A 15104-nucleotide genomic window follows, 5' to 3' on the forward strand; every position below is an offset into this window, starting at 1 on the left:
GGAGTTGCTTTGAAGCTATGTGTAATTGGTGCAGGGTATGTCGGGCTGGTGTCGGGGGTCTGCTTTGCCGCACTCGGGAATACCGTCGTCTGTGTAGATCAGAATGAGGACAAAATTCATCAGCTGCGTGCAGGTGGGGTGCCGATTTATGAACCGGGATTAAAGGCTCTAATTAAAGATAATGTAGAACAAGGTCGACTAAGCTTTACAACAGATACGGCTGCTTCGGTGAAGGCAGCCGAAATTGTTATTTTGGCGGTCGGTACGCCTTCGCTGCCAGGCGGAGAAGCGAACCTGTCCTATATTGAAGAAGCCGCCTGCGAGGTGGCAGACGCCATGAATGGCTACAAAATAATTGTCACCAAAAGCACGGTGCCTGTCGGAACGAACGAACGTATTCAAAATTGGATTGCGAGCCGCACAAACTATCCTTTTGGTGTGGCTTCGGTTCCTGAATTTTTACGCGAAGGTTCAGCAGTCATAGACACCCTACAGCCAGATCGAATCATCATCGGAGCTTCCGATCCGCATGTGTCCACTGTGCTGACTACACTGCACGAACCGTTGACGACAAATATCGTAACCACGGATATCCGTTCGGCGGAGATGATCAAGTACGCGTCGAATGCTTTTTTGGCGACCAAAATTTCGTTTATTAATGAGATTGCAAATATTTGTGAAAAGGTGGGCGCAGACGTTACACGCGTGGCACACGGTATGGGGCTGGATCAGCGGATCGGTTCCTCCTTTTTGTCTGCTGGTATCGGCTATGGGGGTTCCTGTTTTCCCAAGGATACACAAGCTCTGATCCAAATTGCTGGCAACGTGGACTATGAATTCAAGCTGCTGAAATCTGTGGTGGAAGTGAATCAGGGGCAACGTTTTAACGTGATTCGTAAGCTAAAAGAGGCGCTGGGTGATCTGGAAGGAGCCACGATTGGCATATGGGGGCTGGCCTTTAAACCGAATACAGATGACGTAAGAGATGCCCCGGCGCTGGATATTATGCATTCGCTGCTGGAAGCAGGGGCGCAAATTCGTGCATATGACCCGATCGCTACCGCTAACTTCCGCAGACTGCTGGACAGCTCGGAAGTAACGTGGGCAGAAAGCGCACGGGAAGCAGCAGAGGGATGCGACGCACTGTGTCTATTGACGGAATGGGAGGAGTTTGGTGATATCGGGCTGGGTGAGCTGAATGAGCTTATGAAGTATCCTATTATGATTGACGGACGCAATGTGTACAGCGAGGAGCAGATCAGACAATCCGCCTTTGCATACTATTCTGTCGGTAGGCCACAGATGAACAATCTGGATGTAGATCGTTATCAGTCTGTAGTAAATCCGTAAAGGGGAGGCTGCATATGAAACGATGGCTGAAGATGACATTGGGGGCTGCGGCGTTATTGGTCGTAGGGGCTACTGCCTACACCGCTTATGTGTATCATTCCTTTAAAACAGCGGCGAATGCGATGTATCATCCGCGCAGCATCGTGCAGCCTGGGGCGGTTTCTACCCTTGCAACGGGCGGAGCAGGGCGATCCGTAGATACAGACTCTGGATCAAGTACACCCAATCCGGCAGCCATCTCCCAGTTCAAGCCGTTCACCGTGCTGGTACTGGGCGTAGATCGGCGGCCTCACGATCCAGGACGATCGGATACGATGATCGTCTTGTCTGTTAACCCTGCCGAAGGCTCTATGTTGATGTTCAACATCCCACGTGATACGCGAACAGAGCTGATCGGCAGGGGGCGTGAGGACAAAATCAATCACGCTTTTGCTTTTGGGGGCGTGGATATGTCGATCCGTACGGTAGAGCATTTTTTGAACCATCCGATAGATTACTATGTACAGATGAACATGGAAGGGTTTGCGAAAATGGTGGACCTTGTGGGGGGAGTCGAGGTTCATAACCCACTTGATTTTCAATATGAGGGCCATCATTTTGCGCAGGGTAATTTGAACTTGAACGGGGCTGAGGCGTTGGCCTACGCCCGTATGCGTTTTGATGATCCACGTGGGGATCTCGGAAGAAATGCTCGCCAGCGGGAGCTACTCAAGCAAATTCTTGCCCAGTCCATCAGCAAGGAAGGGCTGTTGAGGGTAAAACCGATACTGGAGGCAGCGGGGGAGCAGATTCGCACAGACATTACCTTTGACGATATGACCACCTTCCTGACCCGGATCGGTCCGTCCCTCAAGCAGATGGATACCGTTGAGCTGAAGGGACATGGGCGTAAAATCAACGGCGTGTATTATTACATTGTGGATGAGCAGGAACGCCAGCGTATCCATGGAGTGCTGGAGAAGCACATGCTTACCGAGGCCATATCGCCTTAGGTAAGCCTTATGTAGACGGGTGCCCTATTGGGAGGTCACCCGTTATTTTCTTATAAAGTCTTCTAAAAAAGGCTTGTCCCACATACATCTGTAGAGAATTCGGTATAGTCCAACAGAGGGAGGGGCAATGTGTGCTGTTTAGAAGGAGAGCGGCTTCGGCGTTCGTCCGTAAGCTATTATATTTTGCCATTATATGTGGATTGTTATGGCTGCTGTGGCTGGGTCTGCATGGGGTGATGTATACAGGCGAGGGCGATCAAGCGGTAGAAGCACTGAACGAGTTCTACACTATGGAGCAATCGGGAAATTTCGGAGGCTCATGGGAGCTTTTTCATTTGCAAATGAAAAAGAAATTCGAGAAGTCCACGTATGTACAGCAGCGTGCGCACGTTTTTATGCAGGATATGGGGACGGATACGTTCACGTTTGAACTGGGGGAGCCGCAGGCTGAATATGACATTCGTACCGATCAGAATGGAGAAGAGTTAGGGAAAGTTTACCGTATTACGGTCACTCAGCATTACAAGACCCGATTCGGTAATTTTGATATCGTACAGCCTTGTTATGTGACGCAGGAAGATGAGAAGTGGCGGGTGCTTTGGATATATAAGGACAAGGAATAGAGGTTGCGTGGTGTTTCTAAAAGGTTAAATATGGTACAATACTTCCAAAACCGGAAATGTACAGTAAAATGGATCACAGCTTCACTCCGGATGGAAGGAGTTTCAAAGCATGCAGCAAGCGACAGGACAGGTTCCCGTCATACGTATGGAGGGTGTGAGTAAAATCATTTCCTCAAAAGCGATCGTGGATGATCTGACGCTGGAGGTTCCGGCGGGGCAGGTATTTGGTTTCCTTGGACCCAATGGTGCGGGAAAAACGACCACCATCCGTATGATGGTTGGCCTGATTTCGATCAGCAAGGGCGATATTCATATTTGTGGAGACAGCATCAATACCGATTTTGAAAAGGCTGTTGCCCATGTCGGCGCGATTGTTGAGAATCCAGAGATGTACAAGTTTTTGACAGGTTATCAAAATTTGCAGCATTTTGCGCGAATGTCTCCTGGGGTGACCCAAGAGCGCGTGGATGAAGCGATTCGTCTGGTGGGACTCGGAAACCGGATTCACGATAAAGTAAAAACCTATTCGCTCGGGATGCGGCAGCGACTTGGGGTAGCTCAGGCGATTTTGCATCGACCGAAGCTGCTCGTGCTGGACGAGCCGACCAATGGCTTGGACCCGCAGGGTATTCGTGAACTGCGGGATTATTTGCGTCAATTGACCCGTACGGAAGGAATTACTGTATTCGTATCAAGCCATTTGTTGTCCGAGATGGAGCTGATGTGCGACCGTGTAGCTATTATTCAGAGCGGACGGCTGGTTGATATCAAGCAACTGAAGAATACAGGGGAGGAAGTGCAGAAGGCGGAAATTGCTTTTGAGGTAAATGATGCCGAACAAGCTTATGCGCTTGCTGGAGCAGGGCGCGTCGAAGGTAATCAACTGCTGCTTCACCTGGAGCGGGAACAGATTGCAGAGATGAACAGCCTGCTGGCTGCAAATGGCATTAAAGTATATGCGATTCGCCCGGTTGCCCGTACGCTGGAAGATCAATTTTTGGAAGTGACGGGAGGCGGGGTCATTGGGTGATTTCTTCAAGCTGGTACATAACGAAAATCTGAAAATTTACCTGCGTGTGCGCACATGGATTATGCTGGGGCTGCTGGCGGTCATCACTGCTGTGATTCCGATGCTGATTTCCCTGGTTTCCGATCAGGTCAGTGTGTGGGATGGGATTGCGTTGACGACGTTGTTTACATTTTTCCTCAATACGACGTTTACGGTCATTGTAGCCGCTGATTCGGTGGCTGGTGAATTTACTTGGGGAACGATTAAGCTGCTGCTCATCCGACCTTGGACTCGCAGCAAAATATTGTTGTCCAAGTATATATCCGTGATTTTGTTCAGTTTGCTCGGAACGATCATTTTGATTTTGATGGTTACGCTGTCCTCATGGCTGATGTTGTCCAAGGATGCACCAGCGGGTTCTGTTCCACTGTTCAGTGATCCGATATCTTATGTAACGCTGAACTTTTTGTATAGCTATATCGCCTTGTTCGTGACGATGGCCTTTGCTTTTATGCTGTCCGCTGTTTTCCGTTCCAGTGCCTTGGCGATTGGGCTGTCACTGTTCATGATGTTCACCAAAACAGTTTATAACACGATTGGCTTGTTCAGCACAGATCGTTTTGAATGGACCAAATACGTTCTATTTACGCATATGGATCTGAAAAAATATTTAGATATGCCGCCGGGTACGGTAAGTTCCAGTCTAACCTTTTCGCTCACCGTGCTGGCCGCATATTATGTGATTTTTATCGCCATTGCCTGGGTGGTTTTCGTAAAACGTGATGTTTCGACCTAAATCGAAGTGCCATAGAGTAACACAAAGGACGTTCAAATGCCTAGCATTTGGACGTCCTTTTGTTATTTCAGAATTTTACAAAATCCTCATTTAAGACTATTTTATGCTGTATCTATGTCATTTTTTACTACACATTCTGCGTGCAGGGGTATATTGTAATCTATTTTCAGCAAGAATCAATCAATAGGGTCATTTTGCGTTTAAAGAGGTAGAGAGAAACAGAATAGAGGGGGGCCGCATGATATGCTGCAAAATAATCGTTTTTTTCGTCTGACTACGGGTATTGTCATGCTATTACTCATCATTTACTTGGGCACCAAAGTAAGCTTTATATTCAGTCCTCTCGTATCTTTGGTCAGCTTGCTGGTTGTACCGTTGATGCTATCTTTTTTCCTCTATTATTTATTGAGGCCGATTGTAGATGTAATGGAACGGAGAAAAATCAAACGATCTATCTCCATCTTGCTGATTTATTTGGTCATTGGAGTGTTATTGTTTGTTTTCTCATGGGGTGTGTGGCCTACGCTGCGTGATCAAGTTACCAATTTATTTGAAAATGCGCCGAAGCTCATTAAAAGTCTGGTTGATCAATTGAGCCAATGGCGGCATAATCAATCCTTGAGACAAGTGCTGCCTCCGGGTGAAGACCCGCTGTCACAACTGTCAGATACGTTGAACGAAGCTTTTTCGACACTGTCTGATTATTCGGTAAAGCTGGTATCGTTCGTGTCCTACTTTTTTATTGTATTGGCTACCTTTCCAATATTGCTCTATTACATGCTGAAGGAAGGGAGCAAGTTTGGCCCTAAGATGCTAAACTTCTTTCCAAAAAAATATCACAAGGACGCATTGGAGGTTATGGAAGATATCGATAGTGCACTCAGCAGCTTTATCGTGAGTCGGGTGCTGATTAATGTCGCGTTGGGTGTGATGATGTTTCTTGGATTTTTAATTATTGGCTTGCCTTATGCCTTGCTGCTTGCCGTTATTTCGATTTTTCTTAATTTTATTCCCTATGTGGGGGCAGTGGCTGCTTCTATACCTGTGGTTATTATTGGATTACTCGAATCACCTTCGATGGCACTCTGGTCCCTGGTCGTGGTGATCGCTGCACAGCAAATTCAGGATAATTGGCTGTCACCTATAGTTTTTGGCAAGCAGCTGGATATTCATCCGTTGACTGTCGTTATTTTACTGTTAGTTGGTGGCGACCTGCTCGGGATTCTGGGTATCATTTTGGTGATTCCATTGTATATGTGCGGAAAAATCGTCATACGCAAGGTGTACCAATTATTTTTGGAACGCAGAGTGGAGGATATTATGGAATGAATGGAGAATGCACTGGATTTAAAGGAGTATATACTGACTTTATCCTGCTTCGGATTGCAGAGCGGCTTGGCTATCCTCCTTGTTTTTGCTGAAACTAGATTGGGTTTCGTCGTTTGACTCATTCGTAGAAGTTGACAACTCTACATCCTTTGTTCGGTTCATTTGAATTGTGCCGTCCAGTATACCGCCTTCAGAAATGACCAATGCAGTGGTCGCGGTATTTCCGTACAGTTCACCTGTCGGCGTAATGGTCAGTCGTCCTTCTGTAGTAATGCTGCCAAACACCTTACCGGCAAGAATGACGTCTTGTGCGATGATATCCGAACGTACAACAGCAGATTCTCCAATGACGACAGTACGAGTGCTGCGGATATCGCCCTGAAAATGACCGTCAATCCGAATATTGGCCTCTGCCTCAACTGTACCTTCAAAGCTGGTGCCATTAGCGAGCAGTGTATCCATAGCTGGGGCGGAAAGCTTTTTTTTGGATTCCTTGAACATGATGGTTTTCCTCCAATCTTTTATTGTGAATATTTTCAAAAATCCTCATTGTACATACAGTAATGGATCGACAGGTTGGTTATGCTTGACGATCTGAAAATGAAGATGAGGTCCTGTGCTCCTTCCGGTACTTCCCAGCAGACCGATGGTCTGTCCTTTGTGGACACGATCCCCCGGAGCCACCTGCATGCCGCTCAGGTGCATATACCAGCTCTGGAGTCCGTCAGGATGCTGGATGATGATGCACTTGCCGCGGGCTCCGCTAGAAGCAGCCTCCAAGACGGTGCCAGCTCCTGCTGCATAGACAGGATCACCGGTTTGTCCGGCAATGTCCACGCCTGAATGGAAGGCAGATCTGCCTGTAAAAGGGTCGCTGCGATAGCCGAAGCTGGAGGTCATTCGCCGTGAACCTACAGGCCAAATGGAGGGATTCCCTTGCTCGGCAAGAGCCAGCCTACGAGTCTGGAGTAGCTGTGCGGCTTGTTTGCGCTCCAGATTCTGCTGTACGGCATTTGCTTGCTGAATAGAGCGGGGAACCGTACGTTCCACCGTGTCCAACAGAGATTCGATCTCCTGAAAATCATCCATTGCCTGGCGAGTTAGGAGGGCAGTATTTTCATGCACTGCGATCAGCTCGCCCCCGATATGGCCGGAAGCATCCCAGGAGAGCGGCGTCATGGTCTTTTTATGGTTACTTGTGGCAGATGAGTTTCCGTGTTTTCGAATGAATTGCTGCATTTGCTGTTCCAGCTCCGTTACACGCTGGAGGCGTTCACGAATATTGGTGGCTTGATTCGTCAGCTCCATGACTTCCTGCCGTAGTCGCCCAATGGCTGCATCCTTGTCCGCTACCGTGACCTCCATCTGCAAACTCTGGACAGCAAGATTCGTTTCCATTTGGGAGATAATATGGGAAGAACGGATTTGCAGCCCGATCACGAGTGTAGAGATAGACGCGATCACAAGAGTTGGGACGAGAATGACAGCGGCTGTAGAGCATTGTAGCTGCTTGGGCGGTTGCTGTGCATCCCGAATAACAAGCAGGGTCATCCGGCGATTTAGGCTTCCTTTTTTCATAATCGCTCCTTTCCGGACATCGCTCCTATAGTGCTTGGTTACTATCTATTCAGCTTAAGAGGCAAACATGTCAAAAAAATTGGAGCTTAGTATAAAACGTAGATGAGGATTTTGCAAAATCCTGAGATATATAAGGAGGCTTAGACATGCTGTGGTTGCTGTTGGTTTTAATTGTTTTTATTTTTCAGACCGGGACGATCCTGCTCTTTGAATTTCGCAAGCCGTCCAAAGCGGTAGCCTGGCTTTTTATTTTGTTTTGCTTCCCGCTCATTGGCTTTGTCGTGTACTACTTTGTTGCACAGGATTATCAGAAGCGCAAAATGGTTCGAAAAGGGGGATCGCAGCTGTTTCGTGAATTTCGCGAGCGTCTGTGGGCGCAATCCAAAGTGATTGAACAGGTGGAGCAAATGCATAATCCTCATTTCAAGCATCAGGAGCGTCTGTTTAACCAGTTAATTCGTATGTCGGAAAACCCGTTGACTGGATGTAATCGCACACGTGTGCTGACGAACGGTGAAGAAACCTTCGAGGCTATGCTGACAGCGATGGAACATGCACAACATCATATCCATGTGGAGTTTTACATATTTCGGGCCGACGAAATCGGAAGAAAGTTTCAAGAGGTCATGATCCGCAAGGCACGTGAGGGAGTAAAGGTACGATTCGTTGTGGACGGTGTAGGAAGCTACCATTTGCCCTATTCCTTTATTCGTACCTGTAGTGAGGCGGGAGTGGAATTTCATTATTTTCTACCTCCGTTTTTCGCCACGTTGGACCGCCGGATTAACTATCGCAATCACAGGAAAATCGTGGTAGTGGACGGCATGATCGGATTTGTGGGGGGGATTAATGTAGGCGACGATTATCTCGGAAAATACCCCAAAGTGGGATTTTGGAGGGATACGCATTTGCAGATTGAAGGAGATAGCGTCTATTTTCTGCAAAATGCATTTCTTAGCGACTGGAAGCTGGCCTCAGGGGAAAGGCTGATGGATGTGAATTTATTTCCTCCACATACCTGCACTGGGGATGAGGAAGTACAGATTTTGAGCAGCGGTCCCGATCAGGTTTGGGATACGATTCAGGAAATGTGTTTTGGAGCGCTCACAGTTGCCAAAAAGCGGATTTGGATTACGACGCCGTATTTTATTCCCGATCTGGGGATTTATGAGGCGCTCAAGCTGGCAGCAGTCAGTGGTGTAGATGTGAAAATTATTATTCCCTACCAATCCGATTCGAAGCTGGTTCATCTGGCGTCTTTATCCTATGTGCAAGAACTGCTGGAGGCAGGGGTGGAGTTCTACCAATATCGAAAAGGATTTATTCACGCCAAAGTGGTGATTGTCGATGATTTACTCGGCTCGGTCGGGACCGCCAATATGGACATGCGCAGCTTTTTCTATAATTTTGAGTTGACCGCTATAGTTTTTGCTAATTCAGCGCTGGAACGGCTTTCGGAAGATTTTGTAGAGGACATTTCCAACTCCTCACGCATAGATTTAAACGTGTTCCGCAGACGGCCTCGATTTCAGAAAATAGCTGAAATTCTAACTCGCATGCTCTCCCCACTCCTTTAAAGGCGGTTTTCGCCGTTTTTATCGATATAATCCCGCTTTATTGTGATTTATGTGCTCTTTGCTAACTTTTTTGCGCAAAATCACAGTTTTATGGTATACTATTCATATAACACAAGCGCGGTAAAGGAGAGGGGACTGCGGATAGCAGCCCCTTTTTCGGTCCAATATACCATACTGTAACGGGGGGATTTATATATGAGTGTAGTGAGCAAGGAAGTTCAAAATCTGTCTGAAATCACAGATGTAACCGGAGAGTTGACCAAGATCAGCAAAATTCCAGCTAATCCGAAGAACAAAGCAAAACGCCTGTTTCAGCGTGCGGCCATGATTATTTTCGGTGCGGCGCTTATGGCAGTGGGCCTCGAAATATTTCTGGTTCCTAACGGCGTTATCGACGGAGGCGTCACAGGTATTTCCATTATGGCCTCCAAGATTACTGGCTATCCACTCGGTATTTTCCTGACCCTGTTGAACCTTCCATTTTTACTTATCGGATACAAACAAATCGGTAAAACCTTCGCTTTATCCACATTATTCGGCATTATCGTGATGTCCATCGGTACCGCGTTACTTCACAATGTAAGTGCATTGACTCCTGGCGAACCACTATTGGGTGCTATCTTTGGGGGCGTCATTCTCGGCGTTGGGGTGGGTCTTGTGATTCGGTCCGGCGGCTCGCTGGATGGAACAGAGATCGTAGCTATTCTCGTCAGTGAAAAAACTCCTTTTTCGGTCGGTGAGATCGTACTGTTTGTTAATATCTTCATTCTGGGAAGTGCAGGTTTTGTGTTCGGTTGGCCGAATGCCCTGTATTCCATGATTGCTTATTATATCGCCATGAAAATGATTGATATTACGATTGAAGGTCTGGATCAGTCCAAATCGGTCTGGATTATTAGTGAAAAATACCGTGATATTGGGGATGCCCTGACGGATCGTCTTGGACGGGGCGTAACTTATCTGGAAGGTGAAGGCGGCTTTACGGGCGAAAGCAAGAAAGTGATTTTCGTCGTCATTACCCGACTGGAGGAAGCGAAGCTGAAGAGCATCGTTGAAGATTGGGACCCGCACGCTTTCGTTGCGATCGGTAACATTCACGATGTGAAGGGCGGACGCTTTAAGAAAAAAGGAATACACTAGCGCAAGGGGACAATTTCTCAGCCTAATGGCTGCGGGGTTCGTCCCCTTTTTTGTTCTTCCAAGCATGGATCAGGTTCGGTGTGCCTTGGTGCGCATATGCTTGAGGACGTCTTCTACGGGCTGGGGAGGAACCTTGTCGATCAAGTCGCCTACCTGGTTTAGTCGTTCCTCAATATTCAGCAAATGGTAGTCAAGTGGTGATACATCTTGCCGTACCTCTTCCCATGTTAGCGGAGTGGAGACCGTAGCGCCGGGGCGTGCCCGCGGGGTATAAGGAGCGGCCAGAGTTTTCCCTTGATAATGCTGCAAATAATCAAAATAGATGGCTGTTCCCCGATCCTTCTTTAACCGTTCGAGTGTGAACAGATGCGGGTGCTTTTCTGTCACAAACTGTCCAACTAATAGCCCGATGCTGCGAAGTTCGTCGAAGGTTATGCCTGTACGGATGGGAACGATAATTTGTACACCTGTGGCCCCGGAAGTTTTGGGGACGGAATCCAAACCAAGCGAAGCCAGTACTTCACCGACAATAGAGGCTGCCTCCATAATACGTGGCTCCACCTCTCTGGATGGATCAAGGTCAATCATCCATTCACAGGGCAGCTTGCTTCCCGCTTCATGCAGAGAGGGGTGGAATTCCAACGCAGCTTGATTACCAAGCCAGAGAAGTTGTGGCAATTTGCCGAGCACGATATATTCAATACCATCATGCAGAGCGGTTTCAATATAGTCCGGCCGAGGACGTGGGGCATTTTTCTGATAAAAAAAATCACCGTGAATCCCATGTGGCCAGCGGATGACGGTCAGCAGACGATGATGGCAATATTTGAGCAGGAAGGGAGCCAATACCGCGAGCTTGCGAAGATATAGCGCCTTAGTCACGCCTGCTTCAGACCACAGTGGTTTATCCGGGTTGGTGATAGGAATTTCCTGACCTTCAATGGTAATAGTACCTTTAACAGCTTGTCCCATAATGCTATCCTCCTTGGGCTAACATGCAGCAAAATCTTTATTTACAGGCTGATTGTTGCACTTATAGATCTACATATGGTTTAACATGAACGTGAAGTGCTGAATTTATCCATCAAAGGGATTGACAAGATACAATATGTATCATAAATTTATAATAAAAATACGATATGTATCTATTAAAGGGACTTGAGCAGAGGTAGAGGAGGAGTTTGCTTGATTGAAGAGCAAGGCGGAGGGCTGGTATTTCTGTTGAGTGTCCCTCGAAGTGGAAGCTCGCTGCTTACCGCCATTTTGCAAAACCATTCCCGCCTGTTTGCCACACAGGAAATGTGGTTTCTGCTCAGTTTATATGATCTTCCTCAGTCACAGGCACGGCCATATGGAGGAACAGGGATACTCCGGCAATTTTTTAAAGGCATGGTTCCCTCCGACGTATTGGAGCAGGCCTCCCGTTCGTATGCACTTGAAATATATAATGGTCTGCTTCAAGGAACTACAGCAGATATGCTTATCGACAAATCCCCGCGTTACTATACGGTGCTGGAATTTATAGACCGTTTATTCCCTGCTGCCCGCAGGCTGTGGCTTATCCGTAATCCTTTGGCCATTGTGGCCTCATTCAAAAAGGTCAATCAGCTACGGAATGGACGTTTTCAACTGCTGGAGGAACTGGGGAGTCCGCATTTTAATATGAAAATGACGGATATTACGGTTGGTTTGTTCCGTTATGCTCATTATTTTGCTACACCTCATCCACTTGCATACCCGCTTAGGTATGAACAACTCGTATCCAATCCAACGATGGAGATCGAGAAGCTGTGCGGTTTTCTGGGGATCAAGTATGAGCCGGGGATGGAAAAGTACGGAGACTTTGCGGATACGCCCAAATCCAGTCTTTTTTATAGTATGGGAGCGGGTGATCCATTCGTAGGAGAGCATGAGCAGGCGCATCAGGATTCGGTACATAGCTGGCAACATTTGTTGAGTAAAACGGAAATTGAGCTGTATTGCAGAAGCATTGGGTCCCGCATGTTTAGGCAGCTTGGGTACGCGGAAGCGTTGGAGCAGGCTGAGCAGATGACTGGAGTCCGCTTTGAAGATGAGCCGGATATAGAGCTGCTGAGTCAACGTACACAACAATTTCTCCAACAAAGCGGCTTTGAATGGAAGGCAGCTTATCGGATGCTGGAAGACCAAGATGCAGATAACAGAGAACTTGTGATAAATGCAACCCATCATACTGTACCTCAAGATCTGGCAAGGATGGAGGTGGACCAGATCGTGAACGATCGGCGGATCCAATCACTGGAAAACAGGTTGGCACATAGCTATGAGGAGCGGAACCGTCTTATCGCTCAGCTCCAAAGCTATCAACGCCCAAATCAAAGTCTCCGATCTCGCAGCCTCTTTGCCCGTAAGCTCGGGCGCTTGGCGTCTGTAGCGTTATCAAGCATAGGAAAAGAAAAAGGGGGAAGAACGTGAGTGCGATTGCCGGAATCTATAGCTTTGGGCATGAGTCCGTAAGCACCGAAGAAGGCGGGAAAATGATGCAAGCCCTGCGAAAATATCCCGCTGACCGCGTATGCGCTTGGTGCGAAGGCTCAATTTTTTTGGGTTGTCATGCCCAGCATGTGACCCCGGAATCTGTTCATGAGCGTCTTCCCTTCTATGATGAGCTAAGAGATTTGGCAATCACGGCGGATGCGATTATTGACAATCGTTCCGAGCTGTTTGAACGGCTGGGAGTTGAGCAGGAACGGCGGCAAGATATCACGGACAGCGAGCTGATTTTGCTGGCATATGACAAATGGGGAGTGGAAGCAGCCAGTTATCTGATAGGTGATTTTGCCTTTGTCATTTGGGATGCCAAGGAACATCGATTATATGGTGCTCGAGATGTGACAGGAAATCGTACGCTGTACATCTACCAACATGACCGAGGATTCGCGTTTAGCACGGTAGTCGCTCCACTTTTGGCCCTATCCTCTCTGCGAAAAGAACTGCATGAACCGTGGCTGGCCGAATTTTTGTCCATCCGTGCCATGCAGGAATCCGTCGATATCGGAACGACCGCATACAAGCATATCAACCAGCTTCCTCCTGCACATTGGTTCACTATGGAGGAGGGGGAGCGAACCCTTCATAAATATGCATGTCTGGATGAGGTAGAGCCACTGCGGCTCAAAACAGGGGGCGAGTACATAGAAGCTTTCCGCGAGGTGTTCACACAGGCGGTCACTGCCCGACTACGGACGCATCGCGCTGTAGGGGCTGCCTTGAGCGGAGGGCTGGATTCCGGAGCGGTTGCCAGCTTTGCCGCACCATCGCTGCACTTGCAACAAAAGCCGCTGCATGCCTACAGCTATGTGCCTGTTCAAGATTTTACAGACTGGACACCGCCTACATTGCTGGCGAACGAACGAAGCTATATTCAGTCTACGGCTCGCTATGTAGGCAACATTCACGAAAATTATATGGATTTTGAGGGGAAAAGTCCGTTTTCTGAAATTGATATTTGGCTGGAACTCATGGAAGCACCCTACAAATATTTTGAAAACTCCTTCTGGATCAGAGGTTTTTATGAAAAAGCACAGGAGCACAATGTCGGTGTACTGTTGACCGGGGCACGAGGCAATTTTACCGTATCGTGGGGCCCTGCACTAGACTATTATGCCCGGCAGTTTCGTCGTTTGCACTGGTTGCAATCCTTTCAGGGATTGTGGCGGTACAGCAAACTTACGGGCAGGCGTATGTCTCATCTACTCCCTGTGATGTTGAAAAAAGCGACTTCGCTTGAATCTCGTTCATGGCTGCGGCGTAGCAATCGAAGTCCCGTTCCTTCACTGATTCACCCGGAGTTTGCCAAACGGATGCATGTAGAAGATATTCCTGTATTGAGCGGAACAGGCTGGATGAAAAACGCCGATCAGACGAGAAAAGAGAAATTTTCGAATTTGGCGATTGCTAACAAAAATGGTGTGGTCGCGACCAAACTTTCACTACGGTATGGCCTGTGGGAACGTGATCCGACCGGAGACAGCCGAGTGATTCGCTTTTGCTTATCGGTGCCTTTTGAACAGTATGTGCAAAACGGTCGGGACCGTGCCCTCATTCGTACGGCCATGCGTGATCATCTACCTGATGATGTTCGATTGAACCAGCGGGTACGCGGTGTGCAGCCTGCAGATTGGCTACATCGAATGCTTCCTTGCTGGGATACGTTTATGGGAGAGCTTCAACTGATGTGTCATGATTTACGAGCCGCCGAATATCTCAATATTGAGTTTATTAAGACGGCTATGGCGAAACTTCACCACCCCCGCCCTGAGCAGGCGTCTGATCCGAATATACGACTACTAATGCATAGCCTGATCGTGTACCGTTTTCTCTGTAGATTGAACTGATCGAACCTATCCGGTCAGACAGTTCGCCATTCGTTGGAGGGGAGGTGATGAGATGAGTAAAAAAGAATGGCAGGAACCGACGATAGAGGTGCTGGATATTAACCAGACTATGGCGGGTAAAGGCTGGAAACAGATTGACTGGGTGTCTGACCACGATGCCGATCTTCATAATCCAAGCTAACACATGGTTATACATGCAGCCGATGTTGGGCTGGAAGCAAAAAACTGGTCCGATAACGACTGAATGAACGAGAATAGCATAATCCATTGGACTCGTATTCAATACAAAGCCGTCTTTATTTCTTCGGGTTAGAGGTACTGCCCAAGAAATAAA

Annotated in this window: 14 protein-coding genes; 11 read left to right on the top strand and 3 right to left on the bottom strand. The window is 47.8% G+C overall.

The genetic code is table 11. The features are described from left to right. The first annotated feature begins 9 nt into the window (after positions 1 to 9). The 6 genes from NLX82_RS07830 (at position 10) to NLX82_RS07855 (ending at position 6099) form a co-directional block, all read left to right on the top strand. Entirely contained in the window at positions 10 to 1350 is a 1341-nt protein-coding gene (locus tag NLX82_RS07830; RefSeq protein ID WP_075153892.1) for a UDP-glucose dehydrogenase family protein, read from the top strand. 14 nt (positions 1351 to 1364) lie between these two features. Then, the gene (locus NLX82_RS07835; protein WP_075153893.1) at positions 1365 to 2342 is read left to right on the top strand and encodes an LCP family glycopolymer transferase; all 978 of its coding nucleotides are present in this window, start codon (positions 1365 to 1367) and stop codon (positions 2340 to 2342) included. Between the two features lie 131 nt (positions 2343 to 2473). Next, positions 2474 to 2965: a hypothetical protein gene (locus NLX82_RS07840; protein WP_075153894.1), complete on the top strand. Its 492-nt coding sequence runs from the start codon at positions 2474 to 2476 to the stop codon at positions 2963 to 2965. 109 nt (positions 2966 to 3074) lie between these two features. Further along, positions 3075 to 3995, top strand: a complete 921-nt coding sequence (locus NLX82_RS07845) for an ABC transporter ATP-binding protein (protein WP_254347710.1) — start codon at positions 3075 to 3077, stop codon at positions 3993 to 3995. Continuing rightward, positions 3988 to 4770, top strand: a complete 783-nt coding sequence (locus NLX82_RS07850; protein ID WP_023987446.1) for an ABC transporter permease — start codon at positions 3988 to 3990, stop codon at positions 4768 to 4770. The genes NLX82_RS07845 and NLX82_RS07850 overlap by 8 nt, the downstream gene beginning before the upstream one ends. Positions 4771 to 5013: 243 nt before the next feature. Then, on the top strand, positions 5014 to 6099 hold the full coding sequence (locus NLX82_RS07855; RefSeq protein WP_023987447.1) for an AI-2E family transporter: 1086 nt from the start codon (positions 5014 to 5016) through the stop codon (positions 6097 to 6099). A 39-nt stretch (positions 6100 to 6138) separates the two neighbouring features. Here the strand turns inward: NLX82_RS07855 and NLX82_RS07860 are convergent, their stop codons facing one another. Beyond that, positions 6139 to 6600 (bottom strand): bactofilin family protein, encoded by a 462-nt coding sequence (locus tag NLX82_RS07860; protein WP_254347711.1) that lies wholly within the window; start codon positions 6598 to 6600, stop codon positions 6139 to 6141. Positions 6601 to 6645: 45 nt separating this feature from the next. Further along, positions 6646 to 7677: a M23 family metallopeptidase gene (locus NLX82_RS07865; protein ID WP_075153895.1), complete on the bottom strand. Its 1032-nt coding sequence runs from the start codon at positions 7675 to 7677 to the stop codon at positions 6646 to 6648. Positions 7678 to 7823: 146 nt separating this feature from the next. On the opposite strand from NLX82_RS07865, the gene cls reads away from it, so the two are divergent. Together cls and NLX82_RS07875 are read left to right on the top strand one after the other, a co-directional pair. Beyond that, positions 7824 to 9254: a cardiolipin synthase gene (gene cls / locus NLX82_RS07870; RefSeq protein ID WP_254347712.1), complete on the top strand. Its 1431-nt coding sequence runs from the start codon at positions 7824 to 7826 to the stop codon at positions 9252 to 9254. A gap of 195 nt (positions 9255 to 9449) precedes the next feature. After that, positions 9450 to 10394, top strand: coding sequence for a YitT family protein (locus NLX82_RS07875; protein WP_013309188.1), 945 nt, complete (start codon positions 9450 to 9452; stop codon positions 10392 to 10394). 69 nt (positions 10395 to 10463) lie between these two features. Here the strand turns inward: NLX82_RS07875 and ligD are convergent, their stop codons facing one another. Then, complete coding sequence (gene ligD / locus NLX82_RS07880; protein WP_254347713.1) at positions 10464 to 11366, bottom strand: non-homologous end-joining DNA ligase; 903 nt, start codon at positions 11364 to 11366, stop codon at positions 10464 to 10466. Between the two features lie 213 nt (positions 11367 to 11579). Between ligD and NLX82_RS07885 the strand changes: the two genes are divergently transcribed. From NLX82_RS07885 to NLX82_RS07895, 3 genes are read left to right on the top strand one after another with little or no spacing between them, the layout of a single operon-like run. Next, positions 11580 to 12848 carry a sulfotransferase family protein gene (locus NLX82_RS07885; RefSeq protein WP_254347714.1) on the top strand — a complete coding sequence of 423 codons (1269 nt, stop codon included), beginning with the start codon at positions 11580 to 11582 and terminating at the stop codon, positions 12846 to 12848. Next, the gene (locus NLX82_RS07890) at positions 12845 to 14770 is read left to right on the top strand and encodes an asparagine synthase-related protein (protein ID WP_254347715.1); all 1926 of its coding nucleotides are present in this window, start codon (positions 12845 to 12847) and stop codon (positions 14768 to 14770) included. The genes NLX82_RS07885 and NLX82_RS07890 overlap by 4 nt, the downstream gene beginning before the upstream one ends. A gap of 52 nt (positions 14771 to 14822) precedes the next feature. Then, positions 14823 to 14951 (top strand): paeninodin family lasso peptide, encoded by a 129-nt coding sequence (locus tag NLX82_RS07895; RefSeq protein WP_023987454.1) that lies wholly within the window; start codon positions 14823 to 14825, stop codon positions 14949 to 14951. The last annotated feature ends 153 nt before the right edge of the window (positions 14952 to 15104 follow it).

It is taken from the genome of Paenibacillus sp. A3M_27_13 (genome assembly GCF_024213315.1).
In the GTDB taxonomy this organism is placed as follows: Bacteria; Bacillota; Bacilli; order Paenibacillales; family Paenibacillaceae; genus Paenibacillus; species Paenibacillus polymyxa_B.

Bases quoted from the DNA above. Each gene is read 5' to 3' on its own strand.
- NLX82_RS07835 (WP_075153893.1), top strand. From the start codon at position 1,365: ATGAAACGATGGCTGAAGATGACATTGGGGGCTGCGGCGTTATTGGTC.
- NLX82_RS07845 (WP_254347710.1), top strand. From the start codon at position 3,075: ATGCAGCAAGCGACAGGACAGGTTCCCGTCATACGTATGGAGGGTGTG.
- NLX82_RS07855 (WP_023987447.1), top strand. From the start codon at position 5,014: ATGCTGCAAAATAATCGTTTTTTTCGTCTGACTACGGGTATTGTCATG.
- NLX82_RS07860 (WP_254347711.1), bottom strand. From the start codon at position 6,600: ATGTTCAAGGAATCCAAAAAAAAGCTTTCCGCCCCAGCTATGGATACA.
- NLX82_RS07865 (WP_075153895.1), bottom strand. From the start codon at position 7,677: ATGAAAAAAGGAAGCCTAAATCGCCGGATGACCCTGCTTGTTATTCGG.
- cls (WP_254347712.1), top strand. From the start codon at position 7,824: ATGCTGTGGTTGCTGTTGGTTTTAATTGTTTTTATTTTTCAGACCGGG.
- NLX82_RS07875 (WP_013309188.1), top strand. From the start codon at position 9,450: ATGAGTGTAGTGAGCAAGGAAGTTCAAAATCTGTCTGAAATCACAGAT.
- ligD (WP_254347713.1), bottom strand. From the start codon at position 11,366: ATGGGACAAGCTGTTAAAGGTACTATTACCATTGAAGGTCAGGAAATT.
- NLX82_RS07895 (WP_023987454.1), top strand. From the start codon at position 14,823: ATGAGTAAAAAAGAATGGCAGGAACCGACGATAGAGGTGCTGGATATT.